Origin of the sequence: Alkalihalobacillus sp. AL-G (assembly GCF_030643805.1) — a bacterium.
In the GTDB taxonomy this organism is placed as follows: Bacteria; Bacillota; Bacilli; order Bacillales; family Fictibacillaceae; genus Pseudalkalibacillus.
This window is the reverse complement of the sequence record NZ_CP094656.1, coordinates 4,038,634-4,059,931: the sequence shown is the minus strand read 5'-3', so window position 1 is coordinate 4,059,931 and position 21,298 is coordinate 4,038,634. Positions and strand designations below refer to the sequence as shown.

The 21,298-nt window shown below is 40.7% G+C and carries 23 protein-coding genes; 13 read left to right on the top strand and 10 right to left on the bottom strand.

The window, feature by feature from the left end; translation table 11 throughout:
- Window positions 1-48 precede the first annotated feature (48 nt).
- The 3 genes from MOJ78_RS20390 to MOJ78_RS20380 all read left to right on the top strand — a co-directional run bounded on the left by MOJ78_RS20390 (window position 49) and on the right by MOJ78_RS20380 (window position 5,612).
- Entirely contained in the window at window positions 49-1,770 is a 1,722-nt protein-coding gene (locus MOJ78_RS20390; protein ID WP_304979154.1) for an ABC transporter ATP-binding protein, read from the top strand.
- Window positions 1,771-3,600: an ABC transporter ATP-binding protein gene (locus MOJ78_RS20385; protein ID WP_304979153.1), complete on the top strand. Its 1,830-nt coding sequence runs from the start codon at window positions 1,771-1,773 to the stop codon at window positions 3,598-3,600.
- 170 nt (window positions 3,601-3,770) lie between these two features.
- A complete protein-coding gene (locus MOJ78_RS20380; RefSeq protein WP_304979152.1) occupies window positions 3,771-5,612 on the top strand; it encodes a M6 family metalloprotease domain-containing protein in 1,842 nt (613 codons plus the stop codon).
- 306 nt (window positions 5,613-5,918) lie between these two features.
- On the opposite strand, the gene MOJ78_RS20375 is transcribed toward MOJ78_RS20380, so the two are convergent.
- Window positions 5,919-6,299 carry a VOC family protein gene (locus MOJ78_RS20375; RefSeq protein ID WP_304979151.1) on the bottom strand — a complete coding sequence of 127 codons (381 nt, stop codon included), beginning with the start codon at window positions 6,297-6,299 and terminating at the stop codon, window positions 5,919-5,921.
- A 268-nt stretch (window positions 6,300-6,567) separates the two neighbouring features.
- Here MOJ78_RS20375 and MOJ78_RS20370 point away from each other — a divergent pair, with 268 nt between their 5' ends.
- The 3 genes from MOJ78_RS20370 to MOJ78_RS20360 all read left to right on the top strand — a co-directional run bounded on the left by MOJ78_RS20370 (window position 6,568) and on the right by MOJ78_RS20360 (window position 10,115).
- Window positions 6,568-7,767, top strand: a complete 1,200-nt coding sequence (locus tag MOJ78_RS20370; protein ID WP_304979150.1) for a class I SAM-dependent rRNA methyltransferase — start codon at window positions 6,568-6,570, stop codon at window positions 7,765-7,767.
- Between the two features lie 435 nt (window positions 7,768-8,202).
- Window positions 8,203-9,342 (top strand): YibE/F family protein, encoded by a 1,140-nt coding sequence (locus tag MOJ78_RS20365; RefSeq protein ID WP_304979149.1) that lies wholly within the window; start codon window positions 8,203-8,205, stop codon window positions 9,340-9,342.
- Window positions 9,339-10,115, top strand: a complete 777-nt coding sequence (locus MOJ78_RS20360) for a YibE/F family protein (RefSeq protein WP_304979148.1) — start codon at window positions 9,339-9,341, stop codon at window positions 10,113-10,115. The genes MOJ78_RS20365 and MOJ78_RS20360 overlap by 4 nt, the downstream gene beginning before the upstream one ends.
- 338 nt (window positions 10,116-10,453) lie before the next feature.
- Here MOJ78_RS20360 and MOJ78_RS20355 read toward each other — a convergent pair whose 3' ends face one another.
- From MOJ78_RS20355 to MOJ78_RS20345, 3 genes are read right to left on the bottom strand one after another with little or no spacing between them, the layout of a single operon-like run.
- Complete coding sequence (locus tag MOJ78_RS20355) at window positions 10,454-10,822, bottom strand: DoxX family protein (protein WP_304979147.1); 369 nt, start codon at window positions 10,820-10,822, stop codon at window positions 10,454-10,456.
- A 31-nt stretch (window positions 10,823-10,853) separates the two neighbouring features.
- Window positions 10,854-11,255, bottom strand: coding sequence for an SRPBCC family protein (locus tag MOJ78_RS20350; RefSeq protein WP_304979146.1), 402 nt, complete (start codon window positions 11,253-11,255; stop codon window positions 10,854-10,856).
- Window positions 11,245-11,580, bottom strand: a complete 336-nt coding sequence (locus MOJ78_RS20345) for an ArsR/SmtB family transcription factor (RefSeq protein ID WP_304979145.1) — start codon at window positions 11,578-11,580, stop codon at window positions 11,245-11,247. Before MOJ78_RS20345 ends, MOJ78_RS20350 begins: the two co-directional genes overlap by 11 nt.
- 369 nt (window positions 11,581-11,949) lie before the next feature.
- Between MOJ78_RS20345 and MOJ78_RS20340 the strand changes: the two genes are divergently transcribed.
- Both MOJ78_RS20340 and MOJ78_RS20335 read left to right on the top strand, forming a co-directional pair.
- The gene (locus tag MOJ78_RS20340) at window positions 11,950-12,444 is read left to right on the top strand and encodes a DinB family protein (protein ID WP_304979144.1); all 495 of its coding nucleotides are present in this window, start codon (window positions 11,950-11,952) and stop codon (window positions 12,442-12,444) included.
- A 63-nt stretch (window positions 12,445-12,507) separates the two neighbouring features.
- Window positions 12,508-13,101, top strand: coding sequence for a GNAT family N-acetyltransferase (locus MOJ78_RS20335; RefSeq protein ID WP_304979143.1), 594 nt, complete (start codon window positions 12,508-12,510; stop codon window positions 13,099-13,101).
- 526 nt (window positions 13,102-13,627) lie between these two features.
- Here MOJ78_RS20335 and MOJ78_RS20330 read toward each other — a convergent pair.
- Window positions 13,628-13,987 carry a cupin domain-containing protein gene (locus tag MOJ78_RS20330; protein WP_304979142.1) on the bottom strand — a complete coding sequence of 120 codons (360 nt, stop codon included), beginning with the start codon at window positions 13,985-13,987 and terminating at the stop codon, window positions 13,628-13,630.
- A 199-nt stretch (window positions 13,988-14,186) separates the two neighbouring features.
- Between MOJ78_RS20330 and MOJ78_RS20325 the strand changes: the two genes are divergently transcribed.
- From MOJ78_RS20325 to MOJ78_RS20310, 4 genes are all read left to right on the top strand, one after another.
- The gene (locus MOJ78_RS20325; protein WP_304979141.1) at window positions 14,187-14,879 is read left to right on the top strand and encodes a response regulator transcription factor; all 693 of its coding nucleotides are present in this window, start codon (window positions 14,187-14,189) and stop codon (window positions 14,877-14,879) included.
- Window positions 14,857-17,061 (top strand): histidine kinase dimerization/phospho-acceptor domain-containing protein, encoded by a 2,205-nt coding sequence (locus MOJ78_RS20320; protein WP_304979140.1) that lies wholly within the window; start codon window positions 14,857-14,859, stop codon window positions 17,059-17,061. Before MOJ78_RS20325 ends, MOJ78_RS20320 begins: the two co-directional genes overlap by 23 nt.
- A 213-nt stretch (window positions 17,062-17,274) precedes the next feature.
- Window positions 17,275-17,520 (top strand): hypothetical protein, encoded by a 246-nt coding sequence (locus tag MOJ78_RS20315; RefSeq protein WP_304979139.1) that lies wholly within the window; start codon window positions 17,275-17,277, stop codon window positions 17,518-17,520.
- 9 nt (window positions 17,521-17,529) lie between these two features.
- Complete coding sequence (locus tag MOJ78_RS20310) at window positions 17,530-17,769, top strand: hypothetical protein (protein WP_304979138.1); 240 nt, start codon at window positions 17,530-17,532, stop codon at window positions 17,767-17,769.
- On the opposite strand, the gene MOJ78_RS20305 is transcribed toward MOJ78_RS20310, so the two are convergent.
- The 3 genes from MOJ78_RS20305 to MOJ78_RS20295 are packed head-to-tail and all read right to left on the bottom strand — an operon-like array spanning window position 17,764 to window position 18,595.
- Complete coding sequence (locus MOJ78_RS20305; RefSeq protein WP_304979137.1) at window positions 17,764-18,051, bottom strand: hypothetical protein; 288 nt, start codon at window positions 18,049-18,051, stop codon at window positions 17,764-17,766. The genes MOJ78_RS20310 and MOJ78_RS20305 overlap by 6 nt on opposite strands.
- 2 nt (window positions 18,052-18,053) lie before the next feature.
- Complete coding sequence (locus MOJ78_RS20300; RefSeq protein ID WP_304979136.1) at window positions 18,054-18,389, bottom strand: hypothetical protein; 336 nt, start codon at window positions 18,387-18,389, stop codon at window positions 18,054-18,056.
- Complete coding sequence (locus tag MOJ78_RS20295) at window positions 18,389-18,595, bottom strand: hypothetical protein (RefSeq protein WP_304979135.1); 207 nt, start codon at window positions 18,593-18,595, stop codon at window positions 18,389-18,391. Before MOJ78_RS20295 ends, MOJ78_RS20300 begins: the two co-directional genes overlap by 1 nt.
- A 45-nt stretch (window positions 18,596-18,640) precedes the next feature.
- On the opposite strand from MOJ78_RS20295, the gene MOJ78_RS20290 reads away from it, so the two are divergent.
- Window positions 18,641-19,123, top strand: coding sequence for an Hsp20/alpha crystallin family protein (locus MOJ78_RS20290; RefSeq protein ID WP_304979134.1), 483 nt, complete (start codon window positions 18,641-18,643; stop codon window positions 19,121-19,123).
- Window positions 19,124-19,138: 15 nt separating this feature from the next.
- Here the strand turns inward: MOJ78_RS20290 and MOJ78_RS20285 are convergent, their stop codons facing one another.
- Together MOJ78_RS20285 and MOJ78_RS20280 are read right to left on the bottom strand one after the other, a co-directional pair.
- Window positions 19,139-19,576: an Hsp20/alpha crystallin family protein gene (locus MOJ78_RS20285; protein ID WP_304979133.1), complete on the bottom strand. Its 438-nt coding sequence runs from the start codon at window positions 19,574-19,576 to the stop codon at window positions 19,139-19,141.
- 228 nt (window positions 19,577-19,804) lie between these two features.
- Window positions 19,805-21,031 carry a DUF418 domain-containing protein gene (locus MOJ78_RS20280; RefSeq protein WP_304979132.1) on the bottom strand — a complete coding sequence of 409 codons (1,227 nt, stop codon included), beginning with the start codon at window positions 21,029-21,031 and terminating at the stop codon, window positions 19,805-19,807.
- Window positions 21,032-21,298 lie beyond the last annotated feature (267 nt).

Here is a 21,298-nt window from a genome sequence, read left to right as displayed (position 1 = left end):
ATCCTGTATAATTAAAAGAACTTTCAGAATTTTACGGGGGCACACATCATGCGGAAGATTTTTTCATACACAGCTACATATAAAAAAGCGGTTTGGATTGCAGTGTTTCTAATGGGGGTTGAACTAGTCGTTGAACTGGTACAGCCATTGTTTATGGCAAAAATCATTGATGAAGGTATTATGAAAGGCGATATGAGTGTCGTGGTGATTTGGGGCGGAATTCTTATCGCCCTCTCTTTGATTGCATTCGCAGCAGGAATTATCAACTCATTTTATGCAGCCCAGACAAGTCAGGGGGTTGGCTACGATTTACGGCGAGATCTTTTCCAAAAGGTCCAGCAGTTCACCAGCAAAAACTTCGAATCGTTTTCAACACCGAACCTGATTACGAGGATTACGAACGATGTCATCCAGGTTCAAAACCTTTTGTATATGCTGATGCGGATTGCTTTACGAGCACCTCTTTTCATTATTTTCGGACTCGGAATGGCGTTTTTCGTTCATCCAGGTTTAGCGACAATTCTTGTGATGTCCGTTCCATTTTTGCTGCTGTTTCTTTTTTGGATTTTAACAAAAGGAGTTAAGCTGTTCCGCCGCGTGCAGGATAAATTGGATGGGGTCAACACCGTTCTCCGGGAAAACTTAGCGGGGATACGTCTGATTAAAGGGTTCAACCGGGGTGACTATGAAGAGGATCGATTCGAAAGTGTAAACGGTCCTCTTATGAATGAGAATAAACGAGCGCTTTGGATTTTGGAGCTTGGGATGCCGGTTGTCATGCTCGGAATGAACGTCGTGATCCTTGTGATTTTATGGGTCGGGGCGACGAAGCTGAATATGCAGAGTGCCCAAGCTGGAGAGCTTGTGGCAATCATTAACTATGCGACTCGGATGATGTTTACGTTTTCAGTATTCACGTTTTTAATCATGAATTTTTCGAGAGGGAATGCGTCAGCTGGCCGAATTAGTAATGTGCTTGAGGAAGATACGCAGGGATTGGCTGAAATCGGCGGATCGGAACGGCCAACAATCGAAGGTGGCGTTCGTTTTCATAACGTTTCATATTGTTATTCGTCACAAAGTGAACCCGCACTCGATCATGTTTCATTTACGGCCAATGCCGGTGAGACGATCGGGATTTTAGGTGAAACAGGTTCAGGGAAAACATCCTTACTGCAGCTTATTCCGAGGCTACTTGAGAGTTCGAGCGGTCGGATTTTATTCGATGATGGCTTAGACATTGAGAATCTCGATATAGAGCATTTGAGAAAACAGATCAGCCTTGTCCCTCAGGAAGCGCATTTGTTTTCAGGCAGCATCAAAGAAAACATCGGCTGGGGGAAGGATAACGCATCCATGGAGGACATCATCCAGGCTGCAAAGAAAGCACAAATCCACGAGTTTATCATGAGCCTGCCAAGTGGTTATGACGCAAGGATCGGGCAAAAGGGTGTTACTTTTTCGGGCGGGCAAAAACAACGTTTGTCGATTGCGAGGGCTCTTGTTCGTGACCCGAAAATTTTACTGTTGGATGATAGCACGAGTGCACTCGATGCGCATACCGAGGCAAGGCTTCTTCAAACGTTGAAAGAAATGGAATGTACAGTCCTCATAGTTGCTCAAAAAATCAGTTCAATACAAGCGGCAGATCAAATTTTGCTTTTGAACCAAGGGAAGTTAATAGGTAGGGGGGATCATCATACCTTGCTTCAAACGAATACGTATTACCAGAGTGTTTATCAGTCTCAGATCCAAGAGGATGTGATATAAATGGCGTCGTCTAGAAATGAAAATCGTATCTCGCAGCACCCGCACCGACGTCATCAAGGGATTGGATCGAAGCCGCCGAAGGTAACCAATATGAAGTCTACGTTGCTGCGGATTTGGAGCTATATGAGCGGGGAAAAGCGTTTGTTTATAATTGTTATTTGTATTGTCGTAGTGAGTTCATTACTATCGCTACTTGGCCCGTTTTTGCTCGGAGTCGGAGTTGATGACGTTATTGCCAACCCTGAGACGGAGACCCTATTACAAATGGTCCTCTTATTGGTTGTCGTGTATGTACTTTATTCCGGGACTTCGTGGCTGCAAAATTTTTGGATGATCGGGATCGCTCAGAATACGGTGTACGCGATGCGGAATCACCTTTTCTCCCATTTGCAGCGCTTGCCGTTGTTATTTTTCCAAAAACGACAGCATGGGGAATTAATGAGTCGCCTGACGAACGATATCGAAAATGTAAGTCGGACGCTCAACACTGCGGTGATCCAGTTCACAACAAGCCTGTTAACGATAACAGGTACCATCGGAGTAATGCTATGGTTAAGTCCGATATTGACGCTATTAACATTGACCATTGTTCCTGTAATGTACTTTGGAATGAAGTGGATCACGAAACGAACGGGGCAATATTTTAAAGAGCAACAAAGACATCTCGGTGATATGAACGGTTATGTGGAAGAAATGTTTTCCGGTCAGCAAATCGTGTCGATGTACTCGCAGGAAAAGCGGGTCATTAATGAATTTGAGGCGAAAAATGAGGCGTTACGGACATCAGGCTATTGGGCGCAAACGTATTCAGGATTTATTCCGAAGCTGATGAACATGCTGAACAATGTCAGCTTCGCGATTATCGTCGGCGCCGGAGGACTGTTGGCATTGAACGGAATGGGTTCCATTGGGGTGATCGTCACGTTTACGACGTATTCGCGCCAGTTCACTCGTCCATTAAACGATCTTGCCAACCAGTACAACATGATTTTGTCGGCTGTAGCTGGGGCAGAGCGTGTGTTTCAAATTATCGATGAAGCTGAAGAAAAACAGGACGAATCGGATGCGAGGGACCTTGCACGAATCCATGGTGAGATTCGATTTCAAGACATTCATTTTTCCTATGATGAGGATCAACCTACGTTAAAGAAACTCAATTTCCATGTAAAGCCCGGTCAAACGGTAGCACTCGTTGGTCCAACAGGGGCGGGTAAGACGACAATCATTTCCTTGTTGTCACGCTTTTATGAAACCGATAGCGGAACGATATTCATCGATGGAACGGACATTAAGACGATTACAAGAGAAAGCCTGCGAAGTCAAATGGGGGTCGTTCTTCAGGATTCGATCCTCTTTCATACAACGATTCGGGAGAACATTCGTTATGGGCGGCTCGATGCGACCGACCGAGAGGTGGAAAGGGCGGCGCGGTCGGCGAATGCGCATGAGTTTATTACCAGGCTGCCGAAAGGATATGATACGATTCTTGACCCGGATGGAAAAGGAATTAGTCACGGCCAGAGGCAATTGCTGTCAATTGCACGTGCGATGCTGGCAGATCCCGCACTGCTGATTCTCGATGAAGCGACGAGCAGTATCGATACGGTAACAGAAATGAAGATCTCAGACGCATTAACCACGTTGATGAAAGGCAGAACGAGCTTTGTGATTGCACACCGCCTGAATACAATCCGAAATGCAGATCTGATTCTCGTGTTGAAGGACGGAGAGATAATTGAAAAAGGTATGCACAGGGAGCTGGTGAAGGTGGGTGGTTTTTACGCGGATCTCGTTCATACACAACACAATGAAAACAAACTCCCGATGTAAGTCGGAAAACATCAGTTTTTATCTAACACTAGTACAAAGGTCTTATTTAGTTGGTTTTGATTGAAAACTATTGTAAAAATAATAGTAAAATGTGAGTTTGTGAATGTAGTGAAAATTCTGATATATTTATAGTGAAGCTAAAAATTTACAATTCAGGGGAGTGTTGTGTATTGTTGAAGGTCCTATCAAAGTCAGCAGTTGTGCTATCGTTAGCAGGTAGTTTAGTAGTTTCAGGTTATTCTGCACCTGATGTGCAAAAGAAAGAAGAAGCAAGTACATATAATTTGAGTCTTGCTGATTATGTGGGTGTTACACCAGAACTTGCTGAAAAAGCGAAAGATCTTGGTGTTGATCTTTCAAAAGCAGACCCAGCTGAGAAATTAGCAGCTAAACAGGGAGCAAAGTTTCAACAGCCAGGTGATAATCACGTTGCCTATCAAGATGCAAAAGGGGATATCCCGGTTCTTGTCATTCTAGCAAAATATAAGGATAGTGATGAGCCTAAAGGGGATTATGAAGGACAGATTCCTGCTCATTATTATGAGGATTTGATTTTCGGAACCGAGTACAATCCATATGAGTTAGATGTATTCAAGGAGTATGCAGAGTTTAATGGTGAGCAAGCACCGACCAATCGGACAATGCAAAATGCCTACACAGAATCCAGCTATGGCAGTGTAGATTTAGTTAGGAAGGAAGATACTGATTTTGCTTGGGTAGAGCTTCCAAAGGGTGCTTCCTACTACTTGGATCAAACTGGTAAGTATGCAGAAAATGGTACTTACGTATACGGGAATGACAACGGCTATGCTCATATGGGTGAGCTTGTCCGTGACCTGCTAAAGGCAGCCGATGATCAAATTGACTTTTCACAATATGCAGTAGACGGGGAAGTTCCAAATATTTTTGTTGTCCATGAAGCAACAGGGGCAGAATTTAGTAGAGACCCTGCACAAATCTGGTCTCATAAATGGAACCTCTTAAGTGCACTCTACTACGGAAAGTACTATGAAACTGGTAAAACTACACCTGCATATGAAGGTGTTGGTGTGAATGAATGGATCAACGAAACGATCGCTGAAGATATGACGTATGATGGAGTCGTTGTAGACAACTACAACATCCAGCCGGCGATTGGCGGAAACGTTTCAGGCTATAACCTTGAAACGGGTGGTTATGATGAAGAACACGTATCTGGGCCATTCCCAGCACAAACTGGGGTTTACGCGCATGAATTTGGTCACGCGCTTGGATTACCAGACTTTTATGACACTGCTTACACATCTGAAGGAGTCGGAAACTATTCAATGATGGCGGGCGGTTCTTGGATGCGTTATCCGAATGCACCCGCGTATTCCGGAAACTCTCCGACACATTTTGATCCATTCTCGAAGATTTTCTTAGGATGGGTAGACCCAATCGATGTAACACCTGCAGATGGTGTCCAGGAAATTACACTACCAGCAATCAGTGGCGCAGATGCAGATAATGGTATTGTAAAAATGGAAGTGCCTGGATCGAATGGCACTGAGTATTTCCTATTTGAAAATGTTCAGCAAGAAGGCTTTAACAAAGGCTTGATCCGTCAAGGTGAAGGCTCTCATGGCTTAGTATCATGGCATGTCGATGAAAATATCATCAGTCTTTATCAAACAGCCGGATTCCGCCCGAACAATGTGGAAAACTGGATGAACAAGCGTTTTCAATACAACCAATCACAAACAGCTAGTGATGGAACAGTTGTCACACATTACGGTTTATCTGTACTTCAAGCGGATGGGGAATATGATCTTGAGAAGTATGTGAACCGTGGGGATTCAGGGGACTTCTTTAAGACAGGGGATGAAATCACACCAGTGTCTGGTAATGTCCATACAGGATCCTATTACTTCTGGAAGGGCAATGGAGATACACCTGCTGATTCCGGAATCCATGTAACCGACATCGTAGAAAATGAAGATGGTTCAGTTACAGCCAAATTCTACTATGATACGAACGAATCGAATAATTAATAAAACCGCAGTTTAATTCAGAAAAAATCCCCACAGGTAGGCAGCGCATTTCTTCCTGATTGGGGATTTTTTGTCGTCAAAGGATGTAAAAGAGGTACAAGTCTTCCGAGAGGAAGTGGTACTCCTTGTTAAACGAGAGAATTGAATCTTAGGCGAAGAAAAATGAAAATTAGACGAGAACACATAGGGGCTATGACGCGAAAATTTCATTTTACACGCGAAACGGACAGCGTTTCACGCGAAAATTGATTTTTTGACTCGGAAATCCCTTTTTCATGCGGTAACGGTCAAATCGCCTTAATCGGTTCAGCTTTCGATTTGAACCTCACTCATCAACGCGTGAGTATTTCCATCAGGATCCTTAAAAAATGCCATCCACGTTTCGGTTTGCCCCATTTTTGCAGCCATGTGCGGTTTACCGACAAAGGTTACATCTTCAGTGACAAGATTGTCAAAGGATTGGTGGATATTCTCCACTTGAAAATAGACTATTGAGCTCGGGTGATCGAATTCTTCCTTTTCAGGAATGCTTAACAGCAGTCGAATCCCATTACAATCAAAAAACGCCATATTATCAGTGCTGAACAACTGTTGTAGGCCGAGCTTTGTTTCGTAAAACTCAATCGCACCCTTCATGTTATGGACAGGGATTGATACTTGTCCAATTCTTTGAATTATCTTTTCCATGTATATCACTCCTCGTATCGCAGTTCTTTTATTTTATAAGAACTACTAGTTACTTCTTTTCCAAATTCCTATAAAGGTGAAACCCAGCTTCTGTTTAAATAGCTTAGCTAATCTTAATTATACAGAATATTCTAAGTCCGCGTTAGAAATTATAGTATTAAAAGGGAATTTTTCCTGGATTCAGCCAATTCATCTGGATTTCATATAGTCATGTAGAACGTGATAGGATAGAGGGAGATTCGAAATTTAAATAGTTAGGATGTCTTGCATGATCAGTGAAACGACAGTAACAATTAAATCAAAGTTCAGTAATAAATTCTCAAGCGGCTACCCGCTGCTTTTTAAGGATGCGATACTTAACCTTCAGGACCTTCAAGAGGAAGGAACGCTTCTTAAAGTCATCGATGATAAGGGACGATTTATCGGAAAAGGGTACTACGGCGAGCAAAATAAAGGCTACGGTTGGATTCTGACGCAAAAGGAACATGAAGCGATCGACCAGGATTTTTTTGATCGTAAAATCCAAGATGCTCTCGATTTTCGAAGTTCCTTTTTCAATGACCCAAATACGACTGCATTCCGGGTATTTAACGGGGAAGGCGATGGAATCGGTGGATTCACAATTGATTATTTCGATGGTTACTATGTGATCAATTGGTACAGCGAGGGTATTTACACGTTTAAGGAGAACGTGCTGGAATCGTTAGATCGGCTCGTTGAGTATAAGGCGATTTATCAGAAGAAGCGGTTCGATCAAAAGGGCCAGTATATGGATGAGGATGATTTTGTAACAGGTGAACGTGGAGAGTTTCCGATTATTGTTAAAGAAAATGGCGTAAACTTCTCTGTTTACTTGAATGATGGGGCGATGGTCGGCGTTTTTCTTGATCAACGGGAGGTAAGAAAGGCGATACGTGATCAGTATTCGAACGGTAAAACGGTTCTAAATACGTTCTCATATACTGGTGCCTTTTCGGTGTTTGCCGCTCTCGGTGGGTCTTCAAAAACGACAAGTGTCGACCTTGCGAAACGAAGCTTGAGCAAAACCATCGAGCAGTTCAGTGTTAATGGTATCGACTATGAAGCCCATGATATCCGTGTCATGGACGTTTTCAACTATTTTAAGTATGTGAAACGGAATAATTTGAAGTTTGATATGGTTATTCTCGATCCGCCAAGCTTTGCGCGATCGAAAAAGCACCGCTTCAGTGTTGCGAAGGATTATAAGGACCTTTTAAAAGAGGCAATCGCCATTACCGAAGACAACGGTACGATTGTAGCCTCAACAAACTATGCTGGCTTTGATATGAAAAAGTTCAAGCAATTCATTGTACAAGCATTTAAAGAAATGAACGGGTCCTATAAACTTCTGAATGAATTCTCACTCCCGAAGGACTTCAAAACGATCAAAGCATTTCCTGAAGGCGACTACCTGAAGGTTGCAATCATCAAGAAAATCAAAGGATAGCTGATTGAACAAAACCTCCGCCTGTACTGTAAATTGATAAATGATCTTATAAACGGCACGTGAATAGACACGAGCCGTTTTCTTATCTAATGTAAATATGTAATATGTTGAATCTCATATGTAATTCCGAGCACTTATAATATTGATATAAATTTTGATGGAATATATGATGGAATAAGAGTTTAAGTTTATTACCTTACATTATTAACTATATTAGTTTGATTAGGGTTGACGATATGTGGTTACAACCAAAGGTTTATTAACTAAATATGTAGCCAACACTTTTAAAATCGTGGATACAACCTTGCTCAATATTGGCAGTGGTTATTGTTGTTATTCGAGAAAAAGAATAATTAAGAAGAAAATGTATCATCGGTCTGTTAAACCGTTTAAATGATAAACACTGGATTTCACACCATAGTTGGAGGTTTTTATTTGGGTATTACCATCAACAAATTCAAAAAAACAACTTACAAAAAAATCCTTTTATACATCATTCTAGCACTTTGTTTTGCCGGTTCTGTTTTCTTTGTTAATAACAATTATTCTTTCTATGAACGGCCAATAGCCAAAATCGTTGAAACGAATTTGAAAGATACAACTGAAATCATTGATATGAATAATAATGAAGATCATCTTTTCACTCAGCATATAAAAGCCGAGTTACAAAATGGAGAAAAAAAAGGACAGCTTATCCATCTAACCAACGAATATTCTTCATCAGGAGCCTACGATCAAGAATACCATGCTGGAAATGAGCTGTTTGTTTCAATTGATAAAAAAGCAAATGCAGATTCAGATTTAACTGGAACCATAAAGGACGTAAAACGTGATAAATATGTTGTGATCATAGCATGGATTTTTATCTTTACTTTACTTGTCATCGGAAAAAAGCAAGGATTTTTTTCGATAATAAGTTTGGTCGTCAATGCTGCTCTGTTATCTTATGCATTAGATATCTATATGAATACTTCAAACATAAGTTTGTTATGGGCATCCGGCATCAGTGTTATTTTATTTACTGTCTTTTCTTTGGTTCTCACTAACGGCTTTAATGAAAAATCATACGCAGCAATTGCGGCAACTCTACTAGGAACCTTTGTTTCGTTTGCCATTACCTATCTTGTGATGTCATTAACTTCCGAGAATGGTCTTCGATATGAAGAAATGCAATTTTTAACACGTCCTCCTCAATTGGTGTTTATGGCAGGGTTATTAATCGGATCTTTAGGAGCCGTAATGGATGTGGCGATTACCATGTCTTCTTCTATCTTTGGATTATATGAAAAGAATAACAACATATCGGTAGATGCACTTAGAACTTCAGGAATGGATATCGGAAAAGATATTATGGGAACCATGACAAACATTTTGTTTTTTGCCTATATAAGTGGTTCCATTCCCGCGCTTATATTGTATTTGAAGAATGATTCTCCATTATCGTTTACTCTCTCCATAAATCTTTCATTAGAGTTGGCTCGAGCACTAGCTGGTGGTATTGGAATTGTTTTAACAATTCCGATTGGTCTATATACTGCCATCTTTTTCGTTAATCGAAAGAGGGCGAGGTTATGAATGTATTAGTATGGCTAGCAATCATTTTATTTTTATTGATGATACTTATTGGAGGAAGTAAAGGAGCACGGTCTTTCATTGCTTTATTCTTCAACTTTTGCGTACTCTTCATGACAATACTTTTTATGACTGATCCCAATGCTGATCCAATTATCTTAACACTGATTGCAAGTACAATCATTAGTTGTATTACCCTCTTTTTCATTAATAACTTTAATAACAAAACAATCACAGCATTTACTTCTACTATTATAACGATCACTATTTTAATCTTTTTTATTGTTATAGTAACAGAGAATACTATGATTCAGGGATTTAGTGAAGAGGGAATAGAGGAGCTGAGCATATTTTCACTTTACATTGGAGTAGATTTTGTGAAAGTCGGCGCCGCCATGATTATCATGAGTACCATTGGTGCCATAACAGATATCGCCATTTCTATTACATCTCCTATGCGTGAAATAATTTATCATAATCCATTGATAAGCAGGAAAGAATTATTTACATCTGGATTAATGATTGGAAGGGATATCTTAGGAACAAATACGAATACGTTATTTTTTGCCTTTTTTGGAGGCTATCTGGCACTGTTGATCTGGTTTAAAGAATTATCTTATTCTATTGGAGAAATTGTAAATTCAAAAGTATTTACCGGTGAAATGATAACGATCCTTTGTGCAGGAATTGGTGTTGCTTTAGTTATACCTATTACTTCCTGGATTACTGCATACTCTCTAGTGAGAACAAGAGAGAAGAACGAGCGATCTAGATAGACTTTATAATAAGTGGTAACTTATCGACTTATAATGAAACCAAAAACAAATAGTAGTTCCATACAATACCAAAGCCGATTATCGTAGCGTAAGGATTATCGGCTTTTATGTTCCGAAGAATGCCCCGTATTATATTTCCGTTACATGTTGGTGGTACCCCTTACTTAATTGGCTAACCCTCATTCTGAAACGGAAAAGGGAAGCCTACATTGCTCCTGTATCATGGCCTTGATAAGAAAACAGCCGCCCCTTGCATGGAACGGTTGTTTTGTGATTATGAATCAAGCAGGAACCAGTTGTCAATTCAATTAGTCATTAATCGAATTTACTAAGCTATTTTACGATAAGGGAAGCACCAGGTCATTTGCATTCATTACGAATAGTGTGAGGACTAATACAAGAAATAAGATAGCGGGTGCCGTTTTACCGAACGGGTCTTTTACCCTGAGATGTGCCAGGCACGCCAGGAGCATCGTAATTCCCAGCCAGATGCCTGCCCATACGACTACCCCCTCATACCAGTAGCCGATGACAAGTACAGTTGCTCCGATTAACTGGACGAAGCCTGTGACGGAACGAAACCATTGAGGCAGTTTAAGGTTATCAAAAATGTCAGCCCAGTATTTAGCACCAATTACCTTTGCGATGCCTGAGAATGCAAAATAAGCTGCCAACAAACTTTGAAGAACGATTGAAATTACAGTCATTGAATTCTCCTCCTCAAATTTCATACGATTTTTAATATTCCGCTAACAACTTTTTGAGCTCGCTGCTCATTTTCACCCAGCCATATTTCGCCCCATTGTACGATAGGCTCTCACTTTTGAATCCGGTATGTTCGAGATGCAAATGAGTGATATCACCATTTTTTTTCAGTGTCCATGTAACCTTTGTGTTTTCCCCTGCAGTCACCCATGTGTAAGATAACTTGTAAGGCTCCTCCACAACGAGCACTTCGGAATCGACAATTCCATCCCAATACTTATTCGGCTCTGTACGAAACTGGAATTTATAGCCGACGATCGGTTTGAAATTGTTTTCCATCACCCATTTCGCCAACATGTTTGAATCGGTTAAAGCATGCCATACCTTTTCGATCGGACTTGCATATTGAAAGTCCAGTGAAATTTCAGGTTTCATTTTTCTCCTCCTGCAATAATTGACGTAAAAGATCTGCTCTTTCCCTCCAGAATTTCGTGTAATAAGATACCCAGTCTTCGATTTCCAAGAGCGGCTCGGCATTCAGACGATAGCGGGTTTCCCGCCCGACTTTTCGGTCCTTTACCAAATCAACATCCTTTAAAATAACCAAATGTTTGGAAACCGCTGTACGCCCTATTTGAAAATGTGCTGTTAACTTATGGAGGGGCAACTCCTCAGCATCAGCCAATAAACGAATCAGCTCACGCCGGGTTGGATCGGCAACGGCACTATAAACGTCCCTCGTCTCATTTTTCTTTTTCAAATCACCCTTCTCCTCATCTTTTTCGGTTGTTTGGTCACCAATTGGTGTCGTATTGTGATATTTTCATAATATGACACTATAAGGTGTCCTGTCAAGGATTGTAAATTATTTTTTTGAAATTATTCTACCGAGCGCTTGTGAATGGAGGATATTACCTATAAACGTGGGTATTACTTAAAGAATGAGCCGTTATGGAGGAAGTTTTCATGCTAAAGGTAGGTTTGTCAAATAAAAGTTTCAAAGGATTTCTCCTTCGTTTGTGGAATAACTTCCAATAGTGAATTTGAATAGAGGGACAGGCTCGGCGGAAGTATGACTACAGTAACCTAGAAGATTGGTTAAATATTATTGCATGAAGGAGAGAGAAAGATGGAATTATTCATTACTCAGTATGATTGGATCCAACGTACAAGAGAATCATTATTTCGTTATTGCGAAACGTTGTCACCTACCGATTATGTTAAAGAACTAGAAAATTTTGGTGGAGATTCTATACGCAGTTTGCATGCTCATGTAGCCGATTGTTATCGGGCATGGCTGGGGAGTCGTGCCCTTGGGAAATCACTTCCCGAAATAAAACCAGAGTCCGTCAACAACGTACAGGAAATGCGCCAGATTTTTAAGAAAACGGATGACCTGGTACATGAGTTTTTGAATGAATTCAAAGGGAGATGCGATCACTCGATTCCAGTAACCTTTAAAAGTGGGGAAAACGCGGAGTTTACGACATTGTGGCTTTTTACTCACACGGCTACTCACGAGTTCCATCATAAAGGACAAATCGTGAAAATAGGCAGACAGCTCGGGTATACGCCGCCTGATACGGACCTCATTGAAACCTTTGATTCGGTAAAATCAGGATAAAAAAAGGGGCACATACGCCTCTTTTTTATTTTTAATTAAACTTGAAATAAAGCAGGTGACAGAATGATCAACTATAAAGGAACCCCCAAAATAGAGACCGACCGATTGGTCCTCAGAAAGATGGAACTCCAAGATGCCCAAAAGGTTTTTGACCATTGGCTTTCAGACGAACGTGTATCTGACAATCGGGTTAATGCAGCACACAAGAACGTTTCGGAAACAATTGAGAGGGTAGCAAAGATAGTATGTGATTATGCCAATAAAGAATTTTGTTGGTGGGCAATTGAGAGGAAAGCTGACGGTAAATTGATCGGCGAAATCGATTTGTATGATTTCGACAACACCACCGGAAACTGTGAGGTAAGTTATTCGATTGGATATGAATGGTGGAATCAGGGATATGGGACGGAAGCGTTAAGAGCGATTATGGAATTTGGCTTCAGGCATATGAACATTCATAAAATCGCTGCAGTACATAACACCGACAATCGGGCTTCTGGGAAAGTGATGAGTAAAGCAGGAATGGTACAAGAAGGAATCATCAGACATATGATCCGTAATGCCAAGAACCAATACAAGGATTGTGCTGTCTATGGAATTCTTCAAGAGGACTATTCCAAAAGCAATGCCCAAACCGATATTTTAAAGATAGATTGATATGTTGTTTTATGAACCTAGAAGAATAGTGAGTAGATGATCAAAACCTAGTAATACGAGGATTCCTAATGGTGCACCTTGAAGGCGATACCAGTATTCCTAGTTCTTTGGGCTTTTCTATTCTTCTTTATTTTTAATCGGATCCGGGTTATAGTGATCCGAAAACCACTTCTTTTTTAGAGAAAGTGCCATATGATCCACTCCTATCGGCTATTCATTTTTGCTCTATAATCCTCAAAAAACTTCCAAAAATAATAGCAAGCCCAAAAGATCAAAACGGGGAGGAACGCGTATCACCCGGCTTCACCACGGTTAGATATAACACAGCTAAAACAGCTGCTGGTAACAGGATGAAGTTTTTTCCAGCGCAAACGATCACCCCCGATTAGTTGATCTTATTCTCCAAATCCTGAATTCTTTTCTCTAGTTTTCTATTTTTCAATTGGACTTCGACAAATGCGCCGACTGCAATCGCAAATGCAAACCATGAAAATAACTCCATCCCCTTCACCCCACGTTTCCTCTTTCAATCTTGTTTCGCCTGCAGGACGGTTGATGGAGCGAGTTTTGTTGATTCGATCACGATCGTGGTCATCCCGTTTTCTGACCCGGATTCATGCCATTCTCCGTCAACCCAGAAGGCTGCCTCGCCTGCTTTTATCGAGATACGCTCCTCATCTTCACCACGGACCCATCCTTCGCCAGAAACGACAAGGAATAACTGGTCGGTAACCGCCTGATGAAACCCGACAATCCCTCCAACTTCGATATGCATGCAGCCGATGTGGACCGGCTCTTCCGTAGCGGTGATCCGTGACATCCAAAAATTAGAATCGAACTGCGTGATTCGCTTGCTCACTTCTTTATCAAATCGGAAAATCTTCATTGTTATAATCCTCCCCTTAATAGCCCACGTATTGTATTCGATACGTACAGCGGTTACTCCTTGAACTTTTTTATGGTGGATATTAGAAACCTTAAGAAAATCTTAAGTATTTTACTGACGGAATGTTAAGATTTTCATTTTACAATTAAACCAATCAATGGAAATCCGATGATATACTCAAGAAAGGAGTGTGAAAAAAATGAGTGATTATAACGTACTTGTCGTAGATGATGAAGAAGAGATCCGCGACGCAATTGAAATCTATTTGAAAAATGAAGGGTTGAACGTCATCAAGGCGAAGGACGGTCTCGAGGCGATTGAACGTTTACATGAACACCAGGTCCATCTGATTGTCTTGGATATGATGATGCCTCGTCTTGACGGGATAGTGACGACATTCAAAATTCGCGAAGAACAAAACATTCCGATTATTATCTTAAGTGCAAAAAGCGAAGATACAGATAAAGTGCTAGGTTTACAGGTTGGCGCAGATGATTATGTGACGAAGCCGTTCAACCCGTTGGAGCTGATTGCCCGAGTGAAGTCGCAATTGAGGAGATACGTAGCGCTTGGTACATATGAAGGGGTCGAAAAGCTAATTGATGTGAACGGGCTTACATTGGATCAATCGGCCAAAGAAGTAAAGGTACATGGTGAGCCGGTAAAGCTCACACCAATCGAATATAAGATCGTAGAGCTGCTCATGAAAAATGCTGGGCGTGTGTTTTCAATCGATGAAATATACGAGCGGGTGTGGAAGGAACCAGGATATAACGCAGAAAACACGGTCGCTGTACATATCCGGAAAATACGCGAAAAGATAGAAATCGATCCGAAAAATCCAAGATATTTAAAGGTGGTGTGGGGAATTGGGTATAAAATGGAACGATAGGATCAAATTCACCATATTGGTGCTGTTGCTGACGTTCGGTATCACCGGGACGTTAACGGGTCTGAAACATGGGGATACATATTGGCGGACTAATTATTTCGAGACGGAAAAATTCGAATATCAGCTGGATCATTATCTCCATCAACTTTCTCTGGAGCTGACTGATAAGGACGAATTGAAAGATGCTATTAAGGTAACAGAAGAGGAAATCGAAAACTATCGCCGCACCCGGTATGGAAGTCAGGCGGAGCAAATTTCGAGCATCACGGACCAATATGAACCGAAGATCCAGCAAGCAAAAGAAACTGGCGATGAACAGCTGGAGGAAGCGTACAAAAATGAACGGGATAAGAAAATTGCGGACATCTCGAAAAACTTTGAAAGCGATAGATATGTCCGTCAGAAAATTTTGAACGAAAAAGAAGAAATAATCGATGATTATTTCTCGGAGATACGTGATTTTTATTCTGATTCTCAACGTTTCCAATCTTCATTCCAATACTATTTGAAAAATACGAAAACCGGAGAAATTCACACCGATACATCAGTAGCAGAGATGGTAGATGTAGAACAACGGTTCAATGAAGGTGATATGGCGTATTTCAGTCATTTCAATGATCTGCCTGTCGTAAGTAGACAGATCTATTTTGAAGGCAGTAATGAAATAGACAACTTGATCGATGAATCCTTTCGAAGCTTTCAAGGTTATATCGGAGTACCAAAGTCTGGTAACAACTTGATCTTAGCGGATCAGCGTGATTTCCAGCTGCAGCGCATTGCCTATTTCATCTATGTCATCGGTGGATTGGGTGCGTTGGTTCTAGCATTTTTTCTTTATAAAAGAACAGACATCCGGCAATCGATAAAGACGAAAAGCTGGCAGCCATATTTCGATCGTGTGCCGATCGATGTCAGCATTTTCATCACGTTTTTCATCGGTTTCATCACGTTCATACTCATGCTGAACGGTCTTGGAATCGGTTATATTCATCGACCAATTTTCCCGATCGTTCTGGATGTTATATTTTGGGATCTAATTCCGAAAGCGTTGTTGCTGTTGCTTTCGTTCTTTTTAGGGAAAATGCTGTATGCACGGGTTCGCGATCATAAACGATTGAAAGAAGAGTGGAGAAAGAGCTTGATTCTCCGTATTTTCCACAGCTTGAAGATGGTATTTCTGAACCGTAAGACCGGAACTCAACTAATTCTGTTGTTGATCGTCATCTTTTGTTGGGGGGCTGGTACTATTCTGACGATGATCTATCCAGCGCTCCTGCTTGTCCATATCCCAGCATCGGCTCTTATTGGTTTGCCAGTGTTGATTTTACTATTCAGACGGATCGGTTATTTCAATAAGATTGCGTATAACGTAAGTATGTTGGCGAATGGTAATTTAGAAAAGGACCTACCTATCAAGGGTAAATCGGTGTTAGCGGATCATGCTAAAAACCTCAATACACTCAAGCACGGTGTGAAGGTTTCACAAAACGAACAGGCAAAAAGCGAGAGGCTTAAAACGGAGCTGATCACGAATGTCAGCCATGACCTCAGGACCCCATTGACGTCGATCATTACGTATACGGAATTGTTGAAAAAGACGGATCTGTCGAACGAGGAACGCGAATCCTATATCGGAATCATCGACCGTAAGTCCAAGCGGTTGAAGGTGCTCATTGATGATCTGTTCGAGGCATCCAAAATAGCGAGCGGAAGTATTGACTTAGTCAAGGAACGGGTAGACCTTGTCCAGCTTTTACAGCAGGCACTGGCTGAATATAATGAAACTATCAATGAATCCACCATACAGCTGCGTGTTTCAAATCCAGAAACACCTGTTTATGCTGTGGTTGATGGGCAAAAGCTGTGGCGAGTCTTTGATAACCTGATCGGAAATATTCTAAAATATTCGTTAGAAAATACAAGAGTTTATATATCAGTCAAAACTCAACATGACCGAGCGATGATTGTGTTTAAAAATGTCACCAAATATGAGCTTAGCGAAGATGTTGATGAGTTGTTCGACCGCTTTAAAAGAGGAGACACATCACGTCATACGGAGGGTTCCGGACTTGGACTTGCAATTGCAAAATCGATTGTAGACCTGCATGATGGAAGCTTAGATATTGAAGTTGATGGTGATCTTTTTAAAGTGACAGTGACGTTGAAAGCGGAAGCAAGTTAGAAAATATAGAGTGGGGCTGACACAAAGAATCGTCATTGTGTCAGCCTTTCTTTTTTACATTTCCTTGTTCGTAGTTAAATCTCAATTTTCGCAGTTGTCCAGATAATGTAAAAGACGTCCTGACCCATATCGTTTCGGGTGTAAAGGAAGTTGCACCATTCGTAATACGAGCGAATAAGGTACTGTACAGAGGTTTGCTAGGAGGCGAGAAGGATGCCGGTATCGGTGGTTTTTAATCAAATCGCTGTTAATGCAATTAATGAAAATGGATCGATAGCGACAGGGCAAAATAATCAACAGGATTGGAACTGGCAAGGAAAGAATAACCTTGCTGCGGGTACTCCGATTGGGTTTGTCATTGCTATAAATAACTTTAATACGATCATTGATAATGATTTAATTGATACACCAAGTACGAACCCTGAAGTAGTTAACCCTCAGCCGAACATTCAGTATTAGGTGTAAGATGTGAAGGTTCAATTTGATACAATTCAAATACACAATATAAGTGCGAATTCTGGAGTGTTTAACGGTGAAAACAGTCAAAATCGGTGGACAACGCAATGTAAAGAGAATAGTGGGCTAGGTGCTGTGATCGGGGACGGAAATATACTGATGAACAATATCAATGTCATCCATGATAACGATATTGTCGATATGCCAGTTCAAAATACAACAAAAAAGGCCGAAAAAGGAAATGAATCATGATTTTTCCTTTTTCAGCTTTTCTTTTATCAGGTCCTGTGTCCATCCCGGAATTTCATTTTCTTTGCTATTTATGAGCATATCCATGATTGCTGAATCGCTCAACAGGGAACGTAAGCCTTCGATTGAATTGTTGTCCCCACTTATCGATCCGAATCCCTGGTTCAGTTTTTTGTAGCTTTCAAATCCACTCGGTGCATTGTTTCCAAAGTTCACGCAAGAGGCACCTTCCACAGTCCCTATTCGGATCGTATTGATGAAAAAGTTGGGGGAGAGTAACCCCATTTTTATCCCTCCTTATCGTTAAACGAAATAGAATAACCGTTTTTCGTCAGCTTCGAATTGATTTGTGATTTGTCGGACTTCGATTTGTTCTTCTGATCTCCGACTGAAACGCCAAAATTGTTGCCGACATTTAATGCACCGCTTAAATCCTCAATATCTAGTTGATCGAGATTGAATGACATTTCTTCAAGCTTCGGGTCATGGATATCGACTTGATTGATATGAAAATGGTATTCGATCGGTTGTTTTTTCGATTCAAGCAGGTTTTGTAATGCCTCAATCTGTTTTTGTAATTCAGCCACTTCTTTTCTTTGGTTGTTACGCTTTGAAAACCACATTATGAACGGTCCTGTTCAGGCTTGGTTTTCGTTACGACATGTTTATTGTTATAGATCAAATTGTGATTCCCGTTCACAGTTCCATTCCCTTCATTTTTCCGAGCTTGATAGGAGAAATTTTGTTGGAGATTATCACCAGAGAACACACCAGAAGAGGATGAAACGTGATCGATTGTAAAATTATTGAATTTGATGTTTGGTGCCATTTGTTATCACCCCCTAAGCGGCTGATATGAAAGGAAGAATAACTCATGGATCGTTTTTCGAATCTGTTTGACTATAGCAAGCTCATCAATCAATTTCTAGATGATCCGATGAAATGGGTCAATGGTAAGAACAATCTTACCAATATGGATATGTCTTGGCTTGAACAATATATCCAGCAGACAATCCAGCAAACGGTCAATAATCCTGGAACAGGGGTTCAACCGCATATGGTTTCACATGAAGGTAGAAATAATGCGGTTAATTATGAGTTGTTTGAATTAATGAATCACTACGTAGTTAAAATCCATGTGCCGGAAAATGTTAAAGCAGAGCAGGTCCGGATCACTCTTGGAAATACTCGATTAAATGTGTCCGGGGTGTCAAACGAACAACCGTCCGATACGATTCCAATCCCTGGACCAGTTTCGAGAAAAAATATGAAAGCGAAATACAAGGATCATATGATTGAAATAAGGCTCCAGAAGTTGAATGACGAAACCGTCAGTGATATTCCGATTGAATTTTAATGCAAAACGTTCCCCCTATCTGTCATCCTCAAGATCAATTATGATTTCATCTTCACTAGCAGCTTTTTGAATATGGATTTCTAGCAAACCGTTCTTATAACGGGCTTTGACGTGTTCGGGGTTGTAATGGAACGGGACAGAAACGATTCGTTTGAATTCTCCAGTAAAGCGTTCATTATGGCTAAGTTCTTCAGGTTTGACGGGATATGGATAGGCGATATTTCCTTGTAGGACAAGCTGAGTGCCATTTTGCTTGATGTGAATGTCTTGTATGGAACGTAGCCCTGGCAACTCAAAGACAATCACCCCTTCAGTATCTGTTTCATACATATCAAAGGATGGACCCCGTTTCGGAATAACGTGATGAAGGTCATTCCAAAAGTCCTCACCAAGAACGTTATCCACGTCCTTTGAATAATTCGACCAATTCATCTTCCCCTTATTTTGTTTCATAATCACACACCCCTCATCTATCTATATGCAAAAAAGTGGTAATCATGAAATTTGCAACTAAATGAGAGGTGTATACCTTTCAAGGGTGGCAGCAATCTCCAATACAACGACAAAATGAACCACTTTACCGACATATTTCCCGAGAAATATACACGAATTCCATCTGCTTTAAGTGGATTTCCTGAAAGTCTTCGTGTCATATCGTCAAGGTTATGTTTCCTATAGCGATTAGTCAGTATCCCTTTCCTGTTTTTCAAGTCTTATCAACTGTCGATGGCCATAAGTCAGCGAACGCCATACCCACTCTAGTGGACCGAATCTGAAGCGATTCAACCAGTATACGCTGAACACGACCTGTAGGATGAAAATCCCGATTGTAAGCAGAAGTCCAATTGTAAGGCCTATGTTGTTATAAAGATCAAAACCAAGAAGGATGACGAGGGTGATGATAGTTTGTGCGAGATAATTAGTTAAAGCCATTCTTCCGGTTATTCCGATCGGCTTTAGGAATCTTTGCCATCGGTCTTTTTGAAGTAACCGTACAAATGAAAAGATATAAAAGGCTGTCAAAAACGGACCGCCAACAGTAAGGACAAAAAGACTCATGATATCCTGATAAGCTCCGTAATCCATAAGATTGAGCTGGATTGCCGTAAGCCAAACCGTAAATGGAATCGCAATCAATCCGCTGATTATCCATGTCAGTTTGATAAAACGCTTATGCAGGCTCGGATTCGAAATGATTTCTTTTTTACCTATATAAAGACCGAAAAGAAACAACCCAAGAATATGCGGAATTTGGTATGGAAGGTTTTCCAGGATCGGAAGGACCTCGTTCATAAAACGATAGGTTAACAATTGTATGAGTGAACCTTGATCATATATTTGCACCGCTTCTGCAACTTTTTCAGAACCGACCGATTGATTCCAAGCTTGTGCCCGTTCAAGTAATGATTCCGGGGCAAGCAAGTTCGAGGCTAGGAGCGCATAATAGAATGAAATCAAGCCTATTGCCCAAATGAGGATCGTTATCGGTTTCCTGTTAAAAAAGAATAAGAGGAAGAACCCTGTAACTGCGTAGGTATGTAATATATCTCCGTACCAAAACAAAATCAGGTGCAACAATCCAAACAGCAATAAAATGAACAAGCGACGTACAAAAAGCCATGTTGGTTCTTCTAGGTTTTTCTCGGCTCTCGTTAAAAATATATAGAATCCTAGTCCGAACAAAAACGAAAACATTGGGTAAAATTTCGCTTGAACAAACAGATCGAAAATAAGCCGAACCCACTGATCAACCCCTGTGTATTCAGGTGTTAAACCGTAAAAATCATATTTTAAGGCAGGTGCGAAAAAAGAAGGCATATTCACGAGAAAGATACCGAGTAATGCAAAACCTCGAATAATATCCAGTGAAACAATCCGTTCATTTGCCGTAATCGGTGCAGGCTTCATTAAACCACCCCTCTGTTATTTATTTCTCCCATTATACCGTAAATCCCAAAAAGCAGCCGTCTTAATCCTATCGTACAAGATTCAAAATCTGGATGTGGCACATAGAATTACTGACTCTTTTTTAGTTATTTAGTTTGAGGCGAGTACTCCTTATGCATTATATGGGAGTGATAGCTAACTATGACGTTTGATACCCGAAATGACAAATTAATGTCGAGTAAACACTACTATTATACTACTTAACCCTTAATTTCAATTAAATTATTA

What these genes read in the sequence shown, in the direction of transcription:
- MOJ78_RS20290 (WP_304979134.1), top strand. Translation starts at nt 18,641, where the DNA reads ATGGATCGTTTTTCGAATCTGTTTGACTATAGCAAGCTCATCAATCAA.
- MOJ78_RS20330 (WP_304979142.1), bottom strand. Translation starts at nt 13,987, where the DNA reads ATGAAGATTTTCCGATTTGATAAAGAAGTGAGCAAGCGAATCACGCAG.
- MOJ78_RS20370 (WP_304979150.1), top strand. Translation starts at nt 6,568, where the DNA reads ATGATCAGTGAAACGACAGTAACAATTAAATCAAAGTTCAGTAATAAA.
- MOJ78_RS20350 (WP_304979146.1), bottom strand. Translation starts at nt 11,255, where the DNA reads ATGAAACCTGAAATTTCACTGGACTTTCAATATGCAAGTCCGATCGAA.
- MOJ78_RS20375 (WP_304979151.1), bottom strand. Translation starts at nt 6,299, where the DNA reads ATGGAAAAGATAATTCAAAGAATTGGACAAGTATCAATCCCTGTCCAT.
- MOJ78_RS20340 (WP_304979144.1), top strand. Translation starts at nt 11,950, where the DNA reads ATGGAATTATTCATTACTCAGTATGATTGGATCCAACGTACAAGAGAA.
- MOJ78_RS20325 (WP_304979141.1), top strand. Translation starts at nt 14,187, where the DNA reads ATGAGTGATTATAACGTACTTGTCGTAGATGATGAAGAAGAGATCCGC.
- MOJ78_RS20315 (WP_304979139.1), top strand. Translation starts at nt 17,275, where the DNA reads ATGCCGGTATCGGTGGTTTTTAATCAAATCGCTGTTAATGCAATTAAT.
- MOJ78_RS20285 (WP_304979133.1), bottom strand. Translation starts at nt 19,576, where the DNA reads ATGAAACAAAATAAGGGGAAGATGAATTGGTCGAATTATTCAAAGGAC.
- MOJ78_RS20390 (WP_304979154.1), top strand. Translation starts at nt 49, where the DNA reads ATGCGGAAGATTTTTTCATACACAGCTACATATAAAAAAGCGGTTTGG.
- MOJ78_RS20295 (WP_304979135.1), bottom strand. Translation starts at nt 18,595, where the DNA reads ATGGCACCAAACATCAAATTCAATAATTTTACAATCGATCACGTTTCA.
- MOJ78_RS20355 (WP_304979147.1), bottom strand. Translation starts at nt 10,822, where the DNA reads ATGACTGTAATTTCAATCGTTCTTCAAAGTTTGTTGGCAGCTTATTTT.
- MOJ78_RS20335 (WP_304979143.1), top strand. Translation starts at nt 12,508, where the DNA reads ATGATCAACTATAAAGGAACCCCCAAAATAGAGACCGACCGATTGGTC.
- MOJ78_RS20300 (WP_304979136.1), bottom strand. Translation starts at nt 18,389, where the DNA reads ATGTGGTTTTCAAAGCGTAACAACCAAAGAAAAGAAGTGGCTGAATTA.
- MOJ78_RS20280 (WP_304979132.1), bottom strand. Translation starts at nt 21,031, where the DNA reads ATGAAGCCTGCACCGATTACGGCAAATGAACGGATTGTTTCACTGGAT.
- MOJ78_RS20360 (WP_304979148.1), top strand. Translation starts at nt 9,339, where the DNA reads ATGAATGTATTAGTATGGCTAGCAATCATTTTATTTTTATTGATGATA.
- MOJ78_RS20305 (WP_304979137.1), bottom strand. Translation starts at nt 18,051, where the DNA reads ATGGGGTTACTCTCCCCCAACTTTTTCATCAATACGATCCGAATAGGG.
- MOJ78_RS20385 (WP_304979153.1), top strand. Translation starts at nt 1,771, where the DNA reads ATGGCGTCGTCTAGAAATGAAAATCGTATCTCGCAGCACCCGCACCGA.